The 14,358-nt window shown below is 72.5% G+C and carries 14 protein-coding genes and 1 tRNA gene; 11 read left to right on the top strand and 4 right to left on the bottom strand.

Annotation, left to right across the window (positions count from 1 at the left end; all coding sequences use genetic code 11):
• From EDF20_RS04765 to EDF20_RS04750, 4 genes are read left to right on the top strand one after another with little or no spacing between them, the layout of a single operon-like run.
• A complete protein-coding gene (locus tag EDF20_RS04765; RefSeq protein WP_133737852.1) occupies window positions 1-1,305 on the top strand; it encodes an ATP-binding protein in 1,305 nt (434 codons plus the stop codon).
• Entirely contained in the window at window positions 1,302-2,450 is a 1,149-nt protein-coding gene (locus EDF20_RS04760) for a hypothetical protein (protein WP_133737851.1), read from the top strand. Before EDF20_RS04765 ends, EDF20_RS04760 begins: the two co-directional genes overlap by 4 nt.
• Window positions 2,437-3,186 carry a response regulator gene (locus tag EDF20_RS04755; protein ID WP_123546650.1) on the top strand — a complete coding sequence of 250 codons (750 nt, stop codon included), beginning with the start codon at window positions 2,437-2,439 and terminating at the stop codon, window positions 3,184-3,186. Before EDF20_RS04760 ends, EDF20_RS04755 begins: the two co-directional genes overlap by 14 nt.
• The gene (locus tag EDF20_RS04750) at window positions 3,186-3,791 is read left to right on the top strand and encodes a thymidine kinase (protein ID WP_123546649.1); all 606 of its coding nucleotides are present in this window, start codon (window positions 3,186-3,188) and stop codon (window positions 3,789-3,791) included. Before EDF20_RS04755 ends, EDF20_RS04750 begins: the two co-directional genes overlap by 1 nt.
• Window positions 3,792-4,238: 447 nt before the next feature.
• On the opposite strand, the gene EDF20_RS04745 is transcribed toward EDF20_RS04750, so the two are convergent.
• The 3 genes from EDF20_RS04745 to EDF20_RS04735 all read right to left on the bottom strand — a co-directional run bounded on the left by EDF20_RS04745 (window position 4,239) and on the right by EDF20_RS04735 (window position 7,904).
• Window positions 4,239-4,312, bottom strand: a tRNA-Pro gene (locus EDF20_RS04745).
• 92 nt (window positions 4,313-4,404) lie between these two features.
• A complete protein-coding gene (locus tag EDF20_RS04740) occupies window positions 4,405-5,355 on the bottom strand; it encodes a metallophosphoesterase (protein WP_133737850.1) in 951 nt (316 codons plus the stop codon).
• Window positions 5,352-7,904 carry a transglycosylase domain-containing protein gene (locus EDF20_RS04735; protein WP_133737849.1) on the bottom strand — a complete coding sequence of 851 codons (2,553 nt, stop codon included), beginning with the start codon at window positions 7,902-7,904 and terminating at the stop codon, window positions 5,352-5,354. The genes EDF20_RS04740 and EDF20_RS04735 overlap by 4 nt, the downstream gene beginning before the upstream one ends.
• Window positions 7,905-7,954: 50 nt before the next feature.
• Between EDF20_RS04735 and EDF20_RS15585 the strand changes: the two genes are divergently transcribed.
• The gene (locus EDF20_RS15585; RefSeq protein ID WP_166644750.1) at window positions 7,955-8,113 is read left to right on the top strand and encodes a hypothetical protein; all 159 of its coding nucleotides are present in this window, start codon (window positions 7,955-7,957) and stop codon (window positions 8,111-8,113) included.
• Window positions 8,113-8,592, top strand: coding sequence for a RidA family protein (locus EDF20_RS04730; protein ID WP_133737848.1), 480 nt, complete (start codon window positions 8,113-8,115; stop codon window positions 8,590-8,592). The genes EDF20_RS15585 and EDF20_RS04730 overlap by 1 nt, the downstream gene beginning before the upstream one ends.
• A gap of 65 nt (window positions 8,593-8,657) precedes the next feature.
• Here the strand turns inward: EDF20_RS04730 and acs are convergent, their stop codons facing one another.
• Window positions 8,658-10,643, bottom strand: a complete 1,986-nt coding sequence (acs, locus tag EDF20_RS04725; protein ID WP_133737847.1) for an acetate--CoA ligase — start codon at window positions 10,641-10,643, stop codon at window positions 8,658-8,660.
• 387 nt (window positions 10,644-11,030) lie between these two features.
• Here acs and EDF20_RS04720 point away from each other — a divergent pair, with 387 nt between their 5' ends.
• From EDF20_RS04720 to EDF20_RS04700, 5 genes are all read left to right on the top strand, one after another.
• On the top strand, window positions 11,031-12,146 hold the full coding sequence (locus tag EDF20_RS04720; RefSeq protein WP_123546644.1) for a TadA family conjugal transfer-associated ATPase: 1,116 nt from the start codon (window positions 11,031-11,033) through the stop codon (window positions 12,144-12,146).
• A complete protein-coding gene (locus tag EDF20_RS04715) occupies window positions 12,143-13,105 on the top strand; it encodes a type II secretion system F family protein (protein ID WP_133737846.1) in 963 nt (320 codons plus the stop codon). The genes EDF20_RS04720 and EDF20_RS04715 overlap by 4 nt, the downstream gene beginning before the upstream one ends.
• Before the next feature lie 107 nt (window positions 13,106-13,212).
• A complete protein-coding gene (locus EDF20_RS16130) occupies window positions 13,213-13,491 on the top strand; it encodes a DUF4244 domain-containing protein (RefSeq protein ID WP_133737845.1) in 279 nt (92 codons plus the stop codon).
• Window positions 13,492-13,497: 6 nt separating this feature from the next.
• Complete coding sequence (locus EDF20_RS04705; RefSeq protein ID WP_123546642.1) at window positions 13,498-13,839, top strand: TadE family type IV pilus minor pilin; 342 nt, start codon at window positions 13,498-13,500, stop codon at window positions 13,837-13,839.
• Window positions 13,840-13,877: 38 nt separating this feature from the next.
• Entirely contained in the window at window positions 13,878-14,267 is a 390-nt protein-coding gene (locus tag EDF20_RS04700) for an Rv3654c family TadE-like protein (RefSeq protein WP_233568976.1), read from the top strand.
• Window positions 14,268-14,358 lie beyond the last annotated feature (91 nt).

Genomic DNA, 14,358 nt, shown 5'->3' with positions numbered 1-14,358 from the left:
ATGCTGCTCGGCCTCCCTGCACACCTCGTCCCGCAGACCGTGGGCCGGGCGCTGTCCCGTGCCTGCCACGTCATCGCGAGCGTCGTCCTCGCGAGTGCCGGCCTGTTGCTGATCGTGAACCAGGTCGCCGAGCCGTCGTACCTGCTCTGGCCTGCCCTCGTGGCGTTGTTGCCGATGCTCGGCATGCTCTTCGTCGTCGAGCGGTTCCGCAGCACGACCGCCGTGCTCGCGTACCTCGCCATCGGCTCGGCGTGCCTCTACTGGTACGCCGTGACCCTGTTCGCTCAGATCCCGGCGGTCCAGGCGTCGGACGCCTTCTCGCTCTCCCTGCCGAAGATCGCCCTCGTCATGGTCGGCGGCAGCGGGCTGCGTTCCCGGGGCAGCCTGCTCTGGGCCACCGCGGGCTTCGCCCTGGGAGAGCTGGTCACGCAGCTGGCGACGTGGCAGACCGGCGCGACGCCGCGTCTCGACGTCGCGGTCCTCTTCGCGTGGCTCCTCGTGTCCGTGACGGCGACGTCGTCCCTGCTCGCACGGGGACGGGTCGGCCGTGCCCAGCCGAGCCTGCACCGGGCGGCCTTCGACCAGCAGAAGCAAGCCATCCGCCACGACGTGGAACAGCAGGCGTCCGCGCTGCTGCACGACACGGTGCTGAACCACCTCGCCTCCATAACGGCCGGCGGGCCTGGTCCGCTCGACCCGGCGACCGCGGCGTCGATGGCGACCGACCTCGAGGTGCTCGTCGGCCAGGAGTGGCTCGTGGACGAGACCAGGACCCCGGCCCCGGCCTCCCCGACGACCGGGCCGGGCGACTGGACGACGTCCGAGCTGGGCCTCGCCGTCGCACGGGCGCGCGAGGGCGGGCTCGAGGTCGGCGTCACGGGAGACCTCGGCTCCGTGACGCGGCTCGCGCCCGCGGTGTGCCGCGCCCTGGGCCTCGCCGTGGCCCAGTGCCTCACCAACGTCGCCGTGCACAGCGGCACCGATCGTGCCGAGGTCGTCGTGTACGGCGACGGCGTCGACCTGACGGTGATGGTCATCGACGACGGGGTCGGTTTCGACCCCGCGGCCACGGCGCCCGACAGACTCGGCCTCAAGAACTCGGTCGAGGCCAGGACGAGGCGCGTGGGGGGCTCGGCGCAGATCTGGTCCTCGCCCGGCCGCGGCACGTCGGTCATGCTCCGCGTCCCGGTCGCGCCGGCCGAGTCGGTCGTCCCGCCTGGTTCGGCGACGGAGGCCGGCCCGATCGCCGCCGGTCCCGGCCCCGTCGACCTGGCGTCCCGCACAGCCGGCGGGGGAGCACCGTGACCCGCCGCAGCCCGCAGCAGGTCGATCCGCTCGGCGCCCTCAGCTCCCGCCCCGTCACGGCGCTCGCCGCGGTCGCGGCGGTCGTCTACGCGACGGTGTCGACCGTCCTCACGCGCGACGAGATCGTGATGCCCGCTGCTGCCGTCGGGGCCCTCGCGGCGCTCGGGGCGGCCGGGGTCGTCCTGGTGCTCGCGTCGAGTCCGCTCCGGGCACCGCTCACCCGGTGGTCGGTCGCGGGCGTGGTCGCGCTCGGTGCCCTCGCCGCCGTCCTCGCCGCCGTCGCCTCCGCGGGCCACAACTCCATGGTCCGCGACGACTGGGCCTCCCTCGCCGTCGGGCTGCTCCTCGTGGGCCTCGCACCGTACCGGCCCGCGCTCGACCTCGTGGCGGCGGGGCTGGCGTCGGCCGTGGTCCTCACGGCGATCGTGCTCGTCGAGAGGGAGGCGTTCCTCACCGACGTCCCCGTCCTGGTGTTCGTCGTGGTCGCCGTGACCCCGGTGCTGGCGCTCTCGCTCGCCGGGGCGTCGTTCTCGGCCGCCTTCACGACGCTGGTGGAGCGATGGATCGCGGGCGCCTCCTCGGCTCGTCAGGCGAGCGCGGACGAGTTCCGCTCGAGCGTCGCCCGGAGCGTGCAGCAGGACAGGGTGACCATCCTCAACCGCGACGTCGCGCCGTTCTTCGGCGAGGTCGTCGCCGCGGGCGTCGTCACGGAGGCGGATGTCGAGCGGGCCCGCCGCATCAGCGCCGACCTCCGCAGCACCATGGTCGCCGAGGCGGACCGCAGCTGGCTCGAGCAGGTGCTGGCCGACCCCGCCACCCGCGTGTCCGGGGTCGTCGTCGACGTCGGCCGGGCAGCTGGCCGGATGACGGCCGCGCACCGCACGTCGCTGCGGGCCCTGCTCGTCGCCTTCGGCGAGAGCGACGCCGTGCTGCCCGACACCGTCCGCATCGAGCTCGAGCAGGGGCTGGACGCCGAGGAGGAGCGGGTCGAGGCCCGCATCAGCGTCGCCACCGCCTCGTCCGAGTCCGCCGTCCGCCACCGTTTCGCGCCCTACCTCGCCGTCGTGCGGATCGTCTTCGACGACCTGCAGGTCGATCCCGCCCCGCCCCTCCTGACACTAAGGTTTTCTTATGACCAGCACTGAGCCGAGCGGCCGCTCGTCCCTCCGTCCGGGCTTCGGCCGGCCAGCCGCTGCCCCGTCGTGGAGCACCGTCGGGCCCGGTTCCGAGGGGCCTGCGACCCGTCGCGTCCGCCTCGCCATCCTCGACGACCACGAGGTCCTGCTCGACAGCCTGTCGAGCTGGATCAACGTCAACGCCTACGACTTCGACCTGGTCCTCACGGCGCACACCTGGCTGCAGCTCGTGCACAGCGACAACTTCCCGACCGACCTCGTATTCCTCGACTTCCAGCTGAAGGAGCCGGTCTCCATCGAGGCCCGGGTCCGCACGTGCCGCGCCGCCGGCGCCAAGGTGATCGTGCTGTCGAGCCTCGACACGCGCGAGTCGCGTGAGCGCGCGCTCGACGCGGGTGCGTCGGCGTTCCTCTCGAAGGCGCTGCCGATGCGCGAGGTGATGGACGCGGCCCGCCAGGTCATGGGCGTGGCTCGTGACGCGTCGCCTCAGCGCGACTGGCGCCCGCTGCCGGTGGGGGCCGCGAACCAGAGCCGCCCGAAGCTCAGCGCGGGCGAGTCGGAGGCGTTCCGTCTCTACGTGTCCGGCTTCAGCACCAACGAGGTCGCCGCCCAGATGAACGTGCAGTACGAGACGGCGAAGACCTACCTCCGTCGGGTCCGCGAAAAGTACGCGAAGGCCAACAGGCCCGCGAGCAAGAAGTCCGAGCTGATCCGTCGCGCGGCGGAGGACGGCTACCTGCAGTAGTGGCGAAGCTGTACTTCCGCTACGGCGCGATGAACAGCGGCAAGAGCACGGCGTTGCTCCAGGCCGCGTACAACTACGAGGAACGCGGTCAGCGCGTCCTGCTGGCCAAGCCGCGGGTCGACACCAAGGGCGACGACGCGATCGTCTCCCGGCTGGGCGTCACCCGGCCCGTGGACGTGACGTTCGCTCCCGACGACGACGTGCGGGAGGTGTTCTGCCGTTCGCGGGAGCGCGTCCGGGCTGAGACGGGGACCGACCTGTCGTGCCTGCTCGTCGACGAGGTGCAGTTCCTCACTCCGGTCCAGGTGGACGACCTGTTGCGCATCGCAGTGCTCGAGGGCGTCCCCGTCCTCGCGTACGGCATCAGGACCGACTTCCGGACGATCGCGTTCCCGGGCAGTCGCCGACTCCTGGAGGTGGCGCACTCGCTCGAGGAGCTCAAGACCATCTGTCGGTGCGGCCGCAAGGCGGTCTTCAACGCGCGCAAGGTCGGCGACCGCTTCGTCTTCGACGGTGACCAGGTCGCCATCGACGGCCGAGAGGTCACGTACGAGTCGCTCTGCGGCGCCTGCTACCTCGCCGAGAGCGACGGCCGCCTCGCCTGACCCCTCAGGGCGTCTCCAAGCACGTGATCCCGCGCGCCCTCGGTGAGTCGGCGGGTTCCCGTAGCCCGCAGCGGGTCCGCGCCCACCCGCCGACGGCGACGCCGACCCGCCGGCTGCGACTGTGGCCCGCCGTCGGCGACACCGACCCGCCGGCTGCGACGCCGCCCCGCAAGCGGCGACGCTGAGCCGCCGGCGGCCATCGTGACCCGTGGTCGGCGAGCGTGGCCCCGAGCTCTGCTCGGTGGTGCGTCGACGCCCGCGGGAGCACGATCGCGGGGCGTGATCTCAGCCGAGGGCGGGTCAACCGGGTCGAGGACGGGTCCGTGTGGACCCGCCCTCGACCCGAATGACCCTCCCTCGAGCAGGGGCGGGGCGGGTGGGGACCGCGCCACCAGCAAGCACACGAGAAAAGGCCAGACCCGAAGGGTCTGGCCTTTTCTCTTCTCGTCGGGGTAGCGGGATTCGAACCCACGACCTCCTCGTCCCGAACGAGGCGCGCTACCAAGCTGCGCCACACCCCGAGGTGTCGCTCGGCCCACGGGCCGAGTGGAGCAACCTGACAAGGATAGCGGATCTTTCGACCTGCTCGCACCACCCGGCCGAGTGAGCTCGGTCAGGCCGTCAGCGTCACCACGACGGCCTCAGGCCGGCAGTCGAAGCGGACGGGCGCGTAGATCGAGGTGCCGAGCCCGGCCGAGATCTCGAGGTGTGCCGTCTTCCTGGCATGGCTCCATGTGCTGAGGCCGCTGACCTTGCTCCGTGGCACGTCGCAGTTCGTCACGAGCGCCCCGTAGCCGGGCACCCGCACCTGGCCGCCGTGCGTGTGGCCCCCGAAGATGACGTCGGCCCCGTTGTTGACGAACGAGTTGAGCACGCGCTGATACGGCGCGTGGGTGACCCCGATGCTGATGGGGTCAGGCCCGCGACGGTCGTCGTGCCAGCGGACGTTCTCGCGCAGGTCGTCCAGTGCCCCGGGGAGGCGGTCGAGGCGGTCCCAGCCCCGGTGGGCGTCGTTCACGCCGAACAGCTCGAGGCGCGACCCCCGGATCTCCATCGCCCGGGCTGCGTTGTTGAGGTCGAGCCAGCCGAGGTCGGCGAAGAACGACTCCATCCGGCCGATGTCGAGCGGTGTCGGCGTCCGGGTGATGCCGCTGGGCCCGCCGAAGTACGCGAACGGGTTCTTGGCGACAGGCCCGTAGTAGTCGTTGGACCCGTTGACGAAGACGCCGGCCACCCCCCGGAACGGCTCCAGGGTGTGTTCGAGCGCCGCGTGAGCGTCGACGTGCCCGATGTTGTCGCCCGTGTTGAGGATGAGGTCGGGCTCGTAGACGGAGAGCCCGCGGACCCACTCCTGCTTCTCGGTCTGCCAGGGAGCCAGGTGCAGATCGCTCAGGTGCAGGATCGTCAGCGGACGGGACCCTGCCTCGAGCACGGGCAGCACCTCGTGCCGCACCGTGAACCGGTTGCGCTCGACGAGGCTGCCCCAGGCGAGGGCACCCAGGCCGACGGCCGCGCCCGCCAGTGCGGTCGCGGCCGTCGCCCTGCCGAGGGGGAGCGGCGTCACTTGCAGTTGCCCGGGTCGGCGCCCTGGGCGTTGCCGTACAGCGTCAGGCCCACGGCCGAGTCCTTCGCGACGGTGGTCGCCGCCGCAGGATCGGTAGCCGCCACACGACACTGGTTCTTGCCGTCGCCTGCGGTGAAGGCCGTGACGGACACCTTGTCGCCTGCGAAGCCCGCCCGTGTCAGGGCCTTCGTCGCGTTCCCGATCGATTGGCCGGTCACGTCCGGGATCTGGGCCGCTCCCGAGCCGTCGCTGGTGTAGACCTGCACCGTCTCGCCCTTGGGGATGACCGCGCCGGGGCCGGGATACGTCCCGACGACCTGACCGGCGGGCAGAGCCGACGCCTGGGTGCCGCCGTCCGCGTAGACCAGCGACAGGCCCTTCAGTATCGTCTTGGCAGCCTCGACACTGCTCCCCGTCACGTTGGGGACGGACACGCCAGAGCCTCGGAGGACCGAGGAGTTCGGACGCGGGAAGGGCGTGCCCGGGTAGACCGTGTTGTTGATGGTCTGCACGGCCTTGAACAGAGAGGTGCGGGTGTTCGCGTAGGTCCCGCCCATGATCGGGGAGCCCACCTGGCGGAGGCTCACCTTGGCGCCGTCGGCGTTGCCCTGCCAGACCGCCGTCGCGAGCTTCGTGGTGGCCCCGATGATCCAGATCTGGTCCTTCGCGTCGGTCGTGCCCGTCTTGCCGATCTCGGGGAAGCCGTCGGCCGGGAGCCCGCCTCGTCCGGTGCCGTTCGTCCAGAGACCGGACATCGCCTGCGCGGCGGCAGCTGCCACCTCGGGCCCGACAGCCTGGTTGCAGTCCTGCGGCTGGCCGCCGAGGGCGTTGCCCTCGTCGTCCACGATGTTGTCCACGACGATCGGGGCGCAGTACTTGCCGCCTGCGGCGATCGCAGCATAGGCAGTCGCCATTGTCAGGGGCGCGATCTCGTCCGCGGTGCCGAGGATCGACGACGAGTAGGCGCTGAGCTCGCCGCCGTCGGCGCGGTGCACGCCGAGCTTCTGGGCGACGCCGCGGATGTCGTTGAGGTCGAGCTTCGACGCCATGGCCGCGTAGGCGGTGTTGACCGACTGGGCGGTGGCTGTCGTGACCGACATGAGACCGGGTCGCTCGCCGGCGTCGTTCTTGGGGGCCCAGCCGCCCTGCCGCTGCCCGTCGGCGGTCAGGTAGAAGGTGCGCGGCGACGCGTTCACCGACTCGGTGATCCCGTGGCCCTGCTCGATCCAGTCGATCAGGGTGAAGGGCTTGTAGGTCGAGCCGGGCTGGAACCCGCTCGAACCGCCGTAGTCACGGTCGGTGCTGTAGTTGACGGAGGTCTGGGTGCGGTCGCCCGCGTCGACCTCGGAGAAGGTGGTGTTCTGCGCCATGACGATCACGCGGCCGGTGCCGGCCTCCACGCTGTTCACCACGCTGCCGAGCTTGAGGCGCGTCTCCGTCGCCGGGGCCCACTTGTCGAGCTCGATCTTCGCGTTCGAGGTCATGTCGAGGTTCAGCGTCGTGTAAACGTTGAGCCCGCCGGTGTTCCACGTCGCGAGACGCTCTTCGGCGGACGCGCCCAGGACGGCCAGGTTCTTGATGTTCTTCTTCACGAAGTCGCAGAAGTACTGGGCGCCCGTGGCCGTCACGGCTGCGCAGCCCTGTGTCGGCGCCGTGAGGACGACGTAGCTGGCGACGTCGGTCGCCAGCGACACCTCCTCGGTCTCCTTGTCGATGAAGCCCTCGGCGTACATCGACTTCAAGATCACGTCGCGACGCGCCTTGTTGCCCTCGTACTTCTCAGGGGTCGACAGGTTCCGCGTGTCCGGGTATTGGACGATCGCGATGAGGCTCGCGGCCTCTTGGGTCGAGAGGTCGCTGGCGTTCTTGTTGTAGTAGTGCTGCGCGGCGGCCTGCACGCCGTAGGTCTGGTCGCCGAAGTAGGCGATGTTGAGGTACGCGAGGAGGATCTCGTCCTTCGTGTACTTCTTCTCGAGGCCGATCGCGAACTTCATCTCCTCGAGCTTGCGATCGATGGTGGTCTTGATCGCGTCCTTGTAGGCCGCTTCTTTCTCGTCGGGGTCGGCGATGAGCTGCGACTGCGCGATCCGGATGTTGCGGACCAGCTGCATAGTCAGGGTCGAGCCGCCGCCGCTCGCTCCGAGCTCGCCGCCGCCCAGCGACCCGACGCCCGCACGCACGAGGGAGGTGACGTCGACGCCGCCGTGCTCGTAGAAGCGTCGGTCCTCACCGGCCACGACAGCGTCCTTCAGGGTCTGCGAGACCTGGTCCCACTTGAGCTCGACGCGGTTCTCGCTGTAGAGCGTCGCGAAGGGGACGTCCTGCCCGCCCTGCTTGGCGTAGAGCGTGTTCCGCTGCTGGAGCTTGCCGATCTCGATGTACTCGGGGATCGACTCGAAGACCCCGATCGTGCTGGAGGCAGTCATGCCGGCGACCGCGATGGCGGGGGTCACCCCGATGGTCACCAGGAGGCCGGCCAGGACGCTGAAGCCGACGAACCCGAAGAGCGCCCCGATGACGGACGTGGGCTTCGATTTTTGGGCAGACATAAGATCAGGGTAAGTGACACCGCTGACATCCGAGCTGACAGGAACCACAAATGGTCCTTTGGGAGTACATGACCACGCCGCTCATGGTGCACAACAGCACCGCGATCCTGAACAACTGGGGGAGCGACGGCTGGGAACTGGTCCAGGTGACCCAGGGCCCTGAGGGCGGCCCCGTCGCCTGGCTGAAGCGCCAGAAGCAGGAGGCGTAGTGGCCCGCGTCGACGACCGCCTCGCGGAGCTGGGCCTCGCCCTCCCCACGGTGGCGGCCCCCGCGGGCGTCTACGTGCCGGCCGTCCGGGTCGGGACGTCGGTGTACACGGCGGGGCAGCTGCCCTTCGTCGACGGCGCGCTGCCCGCGGTCGGCAAGGTGGGCGACGGTCCGGGGCTCGTCGCCCCCGCGCTCGCCCGCGAGCTCGCCGCGACCTGCGTCCTCAACGCACTCGCCGCCGCCGCCTCCGTGCTCGGCTCGCTCGACGACGTGGTGCGGGTCGTGAAGGTCACCGGGTTCGTCTCGTCCGACCCGGCGTTCTCCGGTCAGCCGGGCGTGCTCAACGGGGCGTCCGAGCTGCTGGGCGAGATCTTCGGCGAGGTCGGCGTCCACGCGCGGAGCGCCGTCGGCGTCGCCGTCCTGCCCCTCGACTCCCCGGTCGAGGTGGAGCTCCTGCTCGAGGTCGTGCCGACCGCCTGATCGACGCCGGGCCCGAGGCCCCGGGACGAGCGCGGGGCCGGCGTCGCGTCTCGGGGCCTCGTCCGTCAGCGCATCTCCGCCGAGATCACCGTCATGACGGCCGAGTCGGCCAGGGTGGTCGTGTCGCCGACCTCGCGTCCCTCGGCGACGTCGCGGAGGAGGCGCCGCATGATCTTGCCGGAGCGCGTCTTGGGCAGCTCGTCCACGAGCACGATCGAGCGGGGCCGGGCTATCGCGCCGATCTGCTGCGCGACGTGCGCCTTCAGGGCGACCGCCGCCTCCTCGGGGGTGAGGCTCTTCTTCTTCTTGTTGCGCAGCACGACGAAGGCCACGACGGCCTGGCCGGTGGTCTCGTCCGCCGCGCCCACGACGGCCGACTCGGCGACGATGGGGTGCGAGACGAGCGCCGACTCGATCTCCGCCGTCGAGAGCCTGTGGCCGGACACGTTCATGACGTCGTCCACGCGGCCGAGCAGCCAGATGTCGCCGTCCTCGTCGAGGCGTGCGCCGTCGCCGGCGAAGTAGCGGTCGCCGAAGCGGCTCCAGTACGTCTCCGCGTAGCGCTCAGGGTCGCCCCAGATGCCCCGGAGCATCGACGGCCAGGGCTCGGCGACGACGAGCAGGCCGCTCTCCCCGTCGGCCACGGAGGTGCCGTGGTCGTCGACGACGTCCACCGTGATCCCCGGCAGCGGCGTCTGCGCCGCACCCGGCTTGGTCGACGTGAGCCCGGGCAGGGGGGAGATCATGATCGCCCCCGTCTCCGTCTGCCACCAGGTGTCGACGATCGGCGTCCTGCCCGCGCCGATGACCTCCTGGTACCAGAGCCACGCCTCCGGGTTGATCGGCTCCCCCACCGACCCGAGCAGGCGCAGGGACGACAGGTCACGTGCCTGGGGGATCTCGCGGCCGGCCTTCATGAAGCCGCGGATCGCGGTGGGGGCCGTGTAGAAGAGCGAGACGCCGTACTTCTCGACGATGTCCCACCACCGGCCCGGCGCGGGGGAGTCGGGCGTGCCCTCGTAGAGCACCTGGGTGGCGCCGTTCGCGAGCGGCCCGTAGACGACGTAGCTGTGGCCCGTGATCCAGCCCACGTCCGCGGTGCACCACCACACGTCGGTCTCCGGACGGAGGTCGAAGACCGTCGCGTGGGTGGTCGCGACCTGCGTCAGGTAGCCGCCGGAGGTGTGGAGGATGCCCTTGGGCTTTCCGGTGGTCCCGCTCGTGTACAGGATGAACAGGGGGTGCTCCGCCTCGAAGGACTCGGGCTCGTGATGGTCGGAGACGCCCTCGAGTGCCTCGTGCCACCACCGGTCACGCCCGTCGACCCACCCGACGTCGTTCCCGCCGCGGCGGACGACGAGCACGTCCCGGACGCTGGACTCGCCCCCGACGGCGAGCGCGGCGTCGACGGCGGGCTTGAGGGGGGCCACGGAGCCCTTCCGCCACCCGCCGTCCGCGGTGATGACGAGCACGGCCTGCGCGTCGTCGATGCGGGCTCGGAGGCTCTCGGCGCTGAAGCCGCCGAAGACCACGCTGTGGACCGCGCCGAGCCGGGCCACGGCGAGCATGGCGACCACCGCCTCCGGGACCTGGGGCAGGTAGATGACGACGCGGTCGCCGGCCGCGACGCCCATCGAGGCGAGGACGTTCGCGGCCCTGCTCACCTCGGAGGTGAGCTCGGCGTAGGTGACCGACCTGCTGTCGCCCGGCTCGCCCTCCCAGTGGAGCGCGACGCGGTCGCCGTGCCCGGCCTCGACGTGCCGGTCGAGGCAGTTGTACGCGACGTTGAGGCGACCGTCGGCGAACCAGCGGGCCACGGGCGCTCCCGACCAGTCGAGGGTCTCCGTCGGCTCGACGTCCCAGGACAGTCGCCGACGCGCCTGGTCGCCCCAGAAGAGCAGCCGGTCGGCGGCGGCCGACTCGACGAGCTCAGCTCCGGCCACGGCCCGCGCGGCGAAGTCGGGCGACGGGGGGAAGGCGGCCGCGGACGGGGACTGCAGCACCTCCTCGTCCGTGGCGGGGCTGGTGGGGGAGTCCTGGCGGTCGACCATCGTCGTCCTCTCGCGTCGTTGCGGATGCGGGCGCCTCGCGCCCCGAGCGAGACTACTCCGGGCCGCGCCGCCGCCCGGGCCAGGGGCCTGGCCGGAGAGCGAAGCGCCCGGACCGGACACGGGCGCGATGCTGGCACCCGTCCGCCTCCGTGGGGTACAGTGGACTCGTCCGGATTCAACCCCGGTGTGCAGCGCGAGCGATTCCCCCCGATCCAGCGCTGCCGTGGCGGCACCAGTTCCCCCCAACTGGTGCCGCCCCTCTTTTTTCCCGGTGGATCGTCCGACGATCACCCGGGTGATTCCTCCCCAGCGCGTGCCGCCTGGTCTTCTTCCCCAGGATGCACAGCCCTGTCTGTCTTGATCGTGCCGGGCAGCTAGCGTCCGGACATGACCGGAGCGCCTCCCGCCCCCACCCCGGGCCTCACCCCCGACCACCCGTTCGTCGCCCTCGCCTCGGAGCCCGGGCGCTTCGTCGCGGCGGCCCCGCCGGGTGCCGCCGCGAGATGGGGTACACAAGTCGCGAACGGGGTACACAGCCCTCGGGTCGACAGGTCGTGGCTGGGAGCGCTCGCTCCCCTCCTGGACGACCCCGGCGTGACGGACGTCTTCGTCACGGGCGGGGCGGGCACGTGGGTCGACCGGGGAGGCGGCGCACGCCCCGAGCCGCGCGTCCACCTCTCCGAGGCGGCCGTGCGCGACCTCGCCGTGCGGCTCGTCGCCCGGGGAGGGCGCCACGTCGACGAAGCGAGCCCGTGCGTCGACGTACGGCTCCCGGGCGGCGTGCGCGTGCACGTCGTCCTGCCGCCGATCTCGACATCCGGCACGGCGTTGTCCATCCGCTTCCCCCGGGCCGTGCCCCCGACGCTCGACGACCTGAGCCGGGCCGGCTTCTTCGCCGACGCCGACGAGGGCGTCGTCCGGTCGTGCGTGGACCGACGAGCCAACGTGCTCGTGACGGGCGCGGGAGGCACCGGCAAGACCACGTTCCTGGCGGCCATGCTGTCGGCGGCGTCGCCGGGCGACCGCATCGTCACCGTCGAGGACGTGGCCGAGCTCCGCGTCGTCCATCCCCACGTGGTCTCGCTCGAGGCCCGCCAGCCGAACCTCGAGGGGGTGGGTGGCGTCGACCTCGCGCGGCTGCTGCGGGAAGCGCTCCGCATGCGTCCCGACCGCCTCGTCGTGGGGGAGGTCCGTGGAGTCGAGGTCCGCGACCTCCTGTCGGCGCTGAACACCGGACACGACGGCGGGGCCGGGACCCTGCACGCGAACGGCCTCGCAGACGTCCCCGCACGTCTCGAGGCGCTCGGGGCGGTCGCCGGTCTCGCGCCGACGGCCCTGGCACGCCAGGCCGTCAGCGCTCTCGACGCCGTCTTCCACCTCGACCGGGCAGGCGGACGGAGGCGGCTGGCCGTCATCGGCAGCCTCGGCACGTCGGCGTCGGGCGAGCTCACGGCCCGGGAGGGCCTCGTCGGCGCCGACGCCGGCGGCCGACGGGGCCGGTGACCGGGCGGGGGCGTCGTCGACCTCCGCCCACCCCCGCGGCGACCGTCGTCGATCGACTCGCCGTCCTCCTCTCGGCCGGCGTCACGCCAGCGTCCGCCTGGAGGCACGTGGGCGAGGCCGAGCCTGACGGGCCCGTCCGTGCCGTGGCGTCCCACGTCGGCCGTTGCGCGGACGAGGGCATCCTCGTGTCGGCGTCCCTGCGGCAGGCCCTCGAGCACCGGCCCTTCGGCACGGCCCGGGACGGGGAGCGGCACGCGGTCGAGTGGGCCCAGGTCGCCTGCGCCTGGCACGTGGCCGAGCGGAGCGGGGCTCCGCTGGCCGAGTGCCTGGGCAGCTTCGTGGCCGCCCTCCGCCAGGCCGACGCCGCTCGACGCGAGGTGGAGGTGGCGCTGAGCGGCCCGCGCTCGACCGGGCGGATCGTCCTCGCCCTCCCCCCGGTGGGTCTCCTCTTCTCCCTGGGGCTCGACTTCGACACCGCCTCGGTGCTCTTCGGCAGCCCGGTGGGCTGGGGCTGTCTCGTGACGGGAGGGGCTCTCGTCCTCGCCGCCCGTGCCTGGAACGGTCGGCTGGTGCGCTCGGCCGTCCCGAGCGCCTCCGTGCCGGGCCTCCGCCTCGAGCTCCTCGCCGTGGCCGTCTCGGGGGGCGGGTCCTGGCAGGGCGGGCTCGACCTCGTCGACGAGGCCTGTCGGGACAGCCCGGCAGCCGGCGCCGAGGACGACGGGGGCGGAGAGACGGTCCTGGAGCTCTCGCGGCGAGCGGGAGCCCCGGCGGGCGCGCTGCTGCGCGCGGCGGCCGCGGAGCGCCGTCTCGACGCGACGACGGCGGCGCGCTCAGCGGCGTCCAGGCTGGGATCGACCCTGATGCTGCCCCTGGGTGCCTGCGTGCTGCCGGCGTTCCTCGTGGTGGGGGTCGTCCCGCTCGTCGTCGCGCTCCTCTCCTCCACAGCCGACGTCCTCTGACCGTCCGTGCCCAGGAGGCGCGGCGCGGTCGGCGGCAGCATGCCCCGTCGTCGGAGACTCGCTCCCGACCACGACACGTGGTCGCCACCGACGAGAGAGAGCAGCACATGAGCACGAGCCCCACGACCACGACCACCGCCGACGACCGTACCTTCCCGCGCGTTCCCGTCCCCGTACCCGTACCCGTCCACGCTGCCGGGCGGGCCGACCGCGCCTCCCGGACCAGGAGGCGGTGGCTGTCGGAGGACGGGGCCGCCACGGCGGAGTACGCGATCGTGATCATGGCCGCCGTGGGCTTCGCGGGGCTCCTGGTCGTGATCATGCGGTCGGACGAGGTGCGCGGGGTCCTGAGCGACCTCGTGCGCTCGGCCTTGTCGGTCGGCTGAGACACGGTGAGCAGGGTCCTCCGCGACACCGGGAGCGTCACGGCCGAGTTCGCGGTCGTCCTTCCCGCCGTCCTCGCGGTCGTCGCGCTGGCCGTCGGGGCGGTCGGGGCCTCAGCACAGTCCGTCCGGCTGGCCGACGCCGCCGCGGTGGCCGCCCGGCAGACGGCGAGGGGAGACGTCGACTCCGTCTCGGCGACGCTGGCCGCGCTGGCGCCGGGTGCCGAGAGCAGCGCGTCCATCGAGGGCACGATCGTCTGCCTCACGGTGGCCAGGGCAGTCTCCCTCGGGCCCCTGTCCGGCGTCGTCACCCTGCGGGCCCGCAGCTGCGCGCCGGCCGCCGGCGGATGAGGCGGCGAGAAGAGACGAGGGGGAGAGAGGGGACGGCCGTGGCCGGCCGGACCGATGACGACGACGCGGGCAGCGCCTCCGTCTTCTCGGTCTCGGCCGTCGTCGTGGTCGCGGTCCTGGCCGCGGCGGCCCTCGCGGGGACGCAGGCGCTCGCTGAGCGCAGCAGGGTGGCGGGCGCCGCGGACGCCTCCGCCCTGGCCGCCGCGGACGCCGCCGCCGGGCTGGTCACGGGCGGCGGCGGGCCGTGTTCCGTGGCAGCGTCGCTGGCTCGGGCGAACACGGTCGAGCTCTCCTCCTGCGACGTCGACGGGCTCGTCGTGACGGTCGTCGTGACAGGGTCGGCGCCCCTGCTCGGGGTCGCCGTGCGCGCCTCGGCGACGGCGGGACCGCCGCCCTCCGCAGGGCGCCGGACGGGCCCCGGGCCGTGAGCCGGTGCGCCGGAGGGTGTGTGTATGGTGTGCCTGTCGGCAGCGCACGATCCGTCGGTCCCGTGTCAGGGACGGCGGGAGGACCGCCCGC

Origin of the sequence: Frigoribacterium sp. PhB116 (assembly GCF_004364285.1) — a bacterium.
Lineage (GTDB): Bacteria > Actinomycetota > Actinomycetes > Actinomycetales > Microbacteriaceae > Frigoribacterium.
The sequence above is the reverse complement of the archived record's forward strand: the minus strand, read 5'-3'. Positions and strand labels throughout refer to the sequence as shown.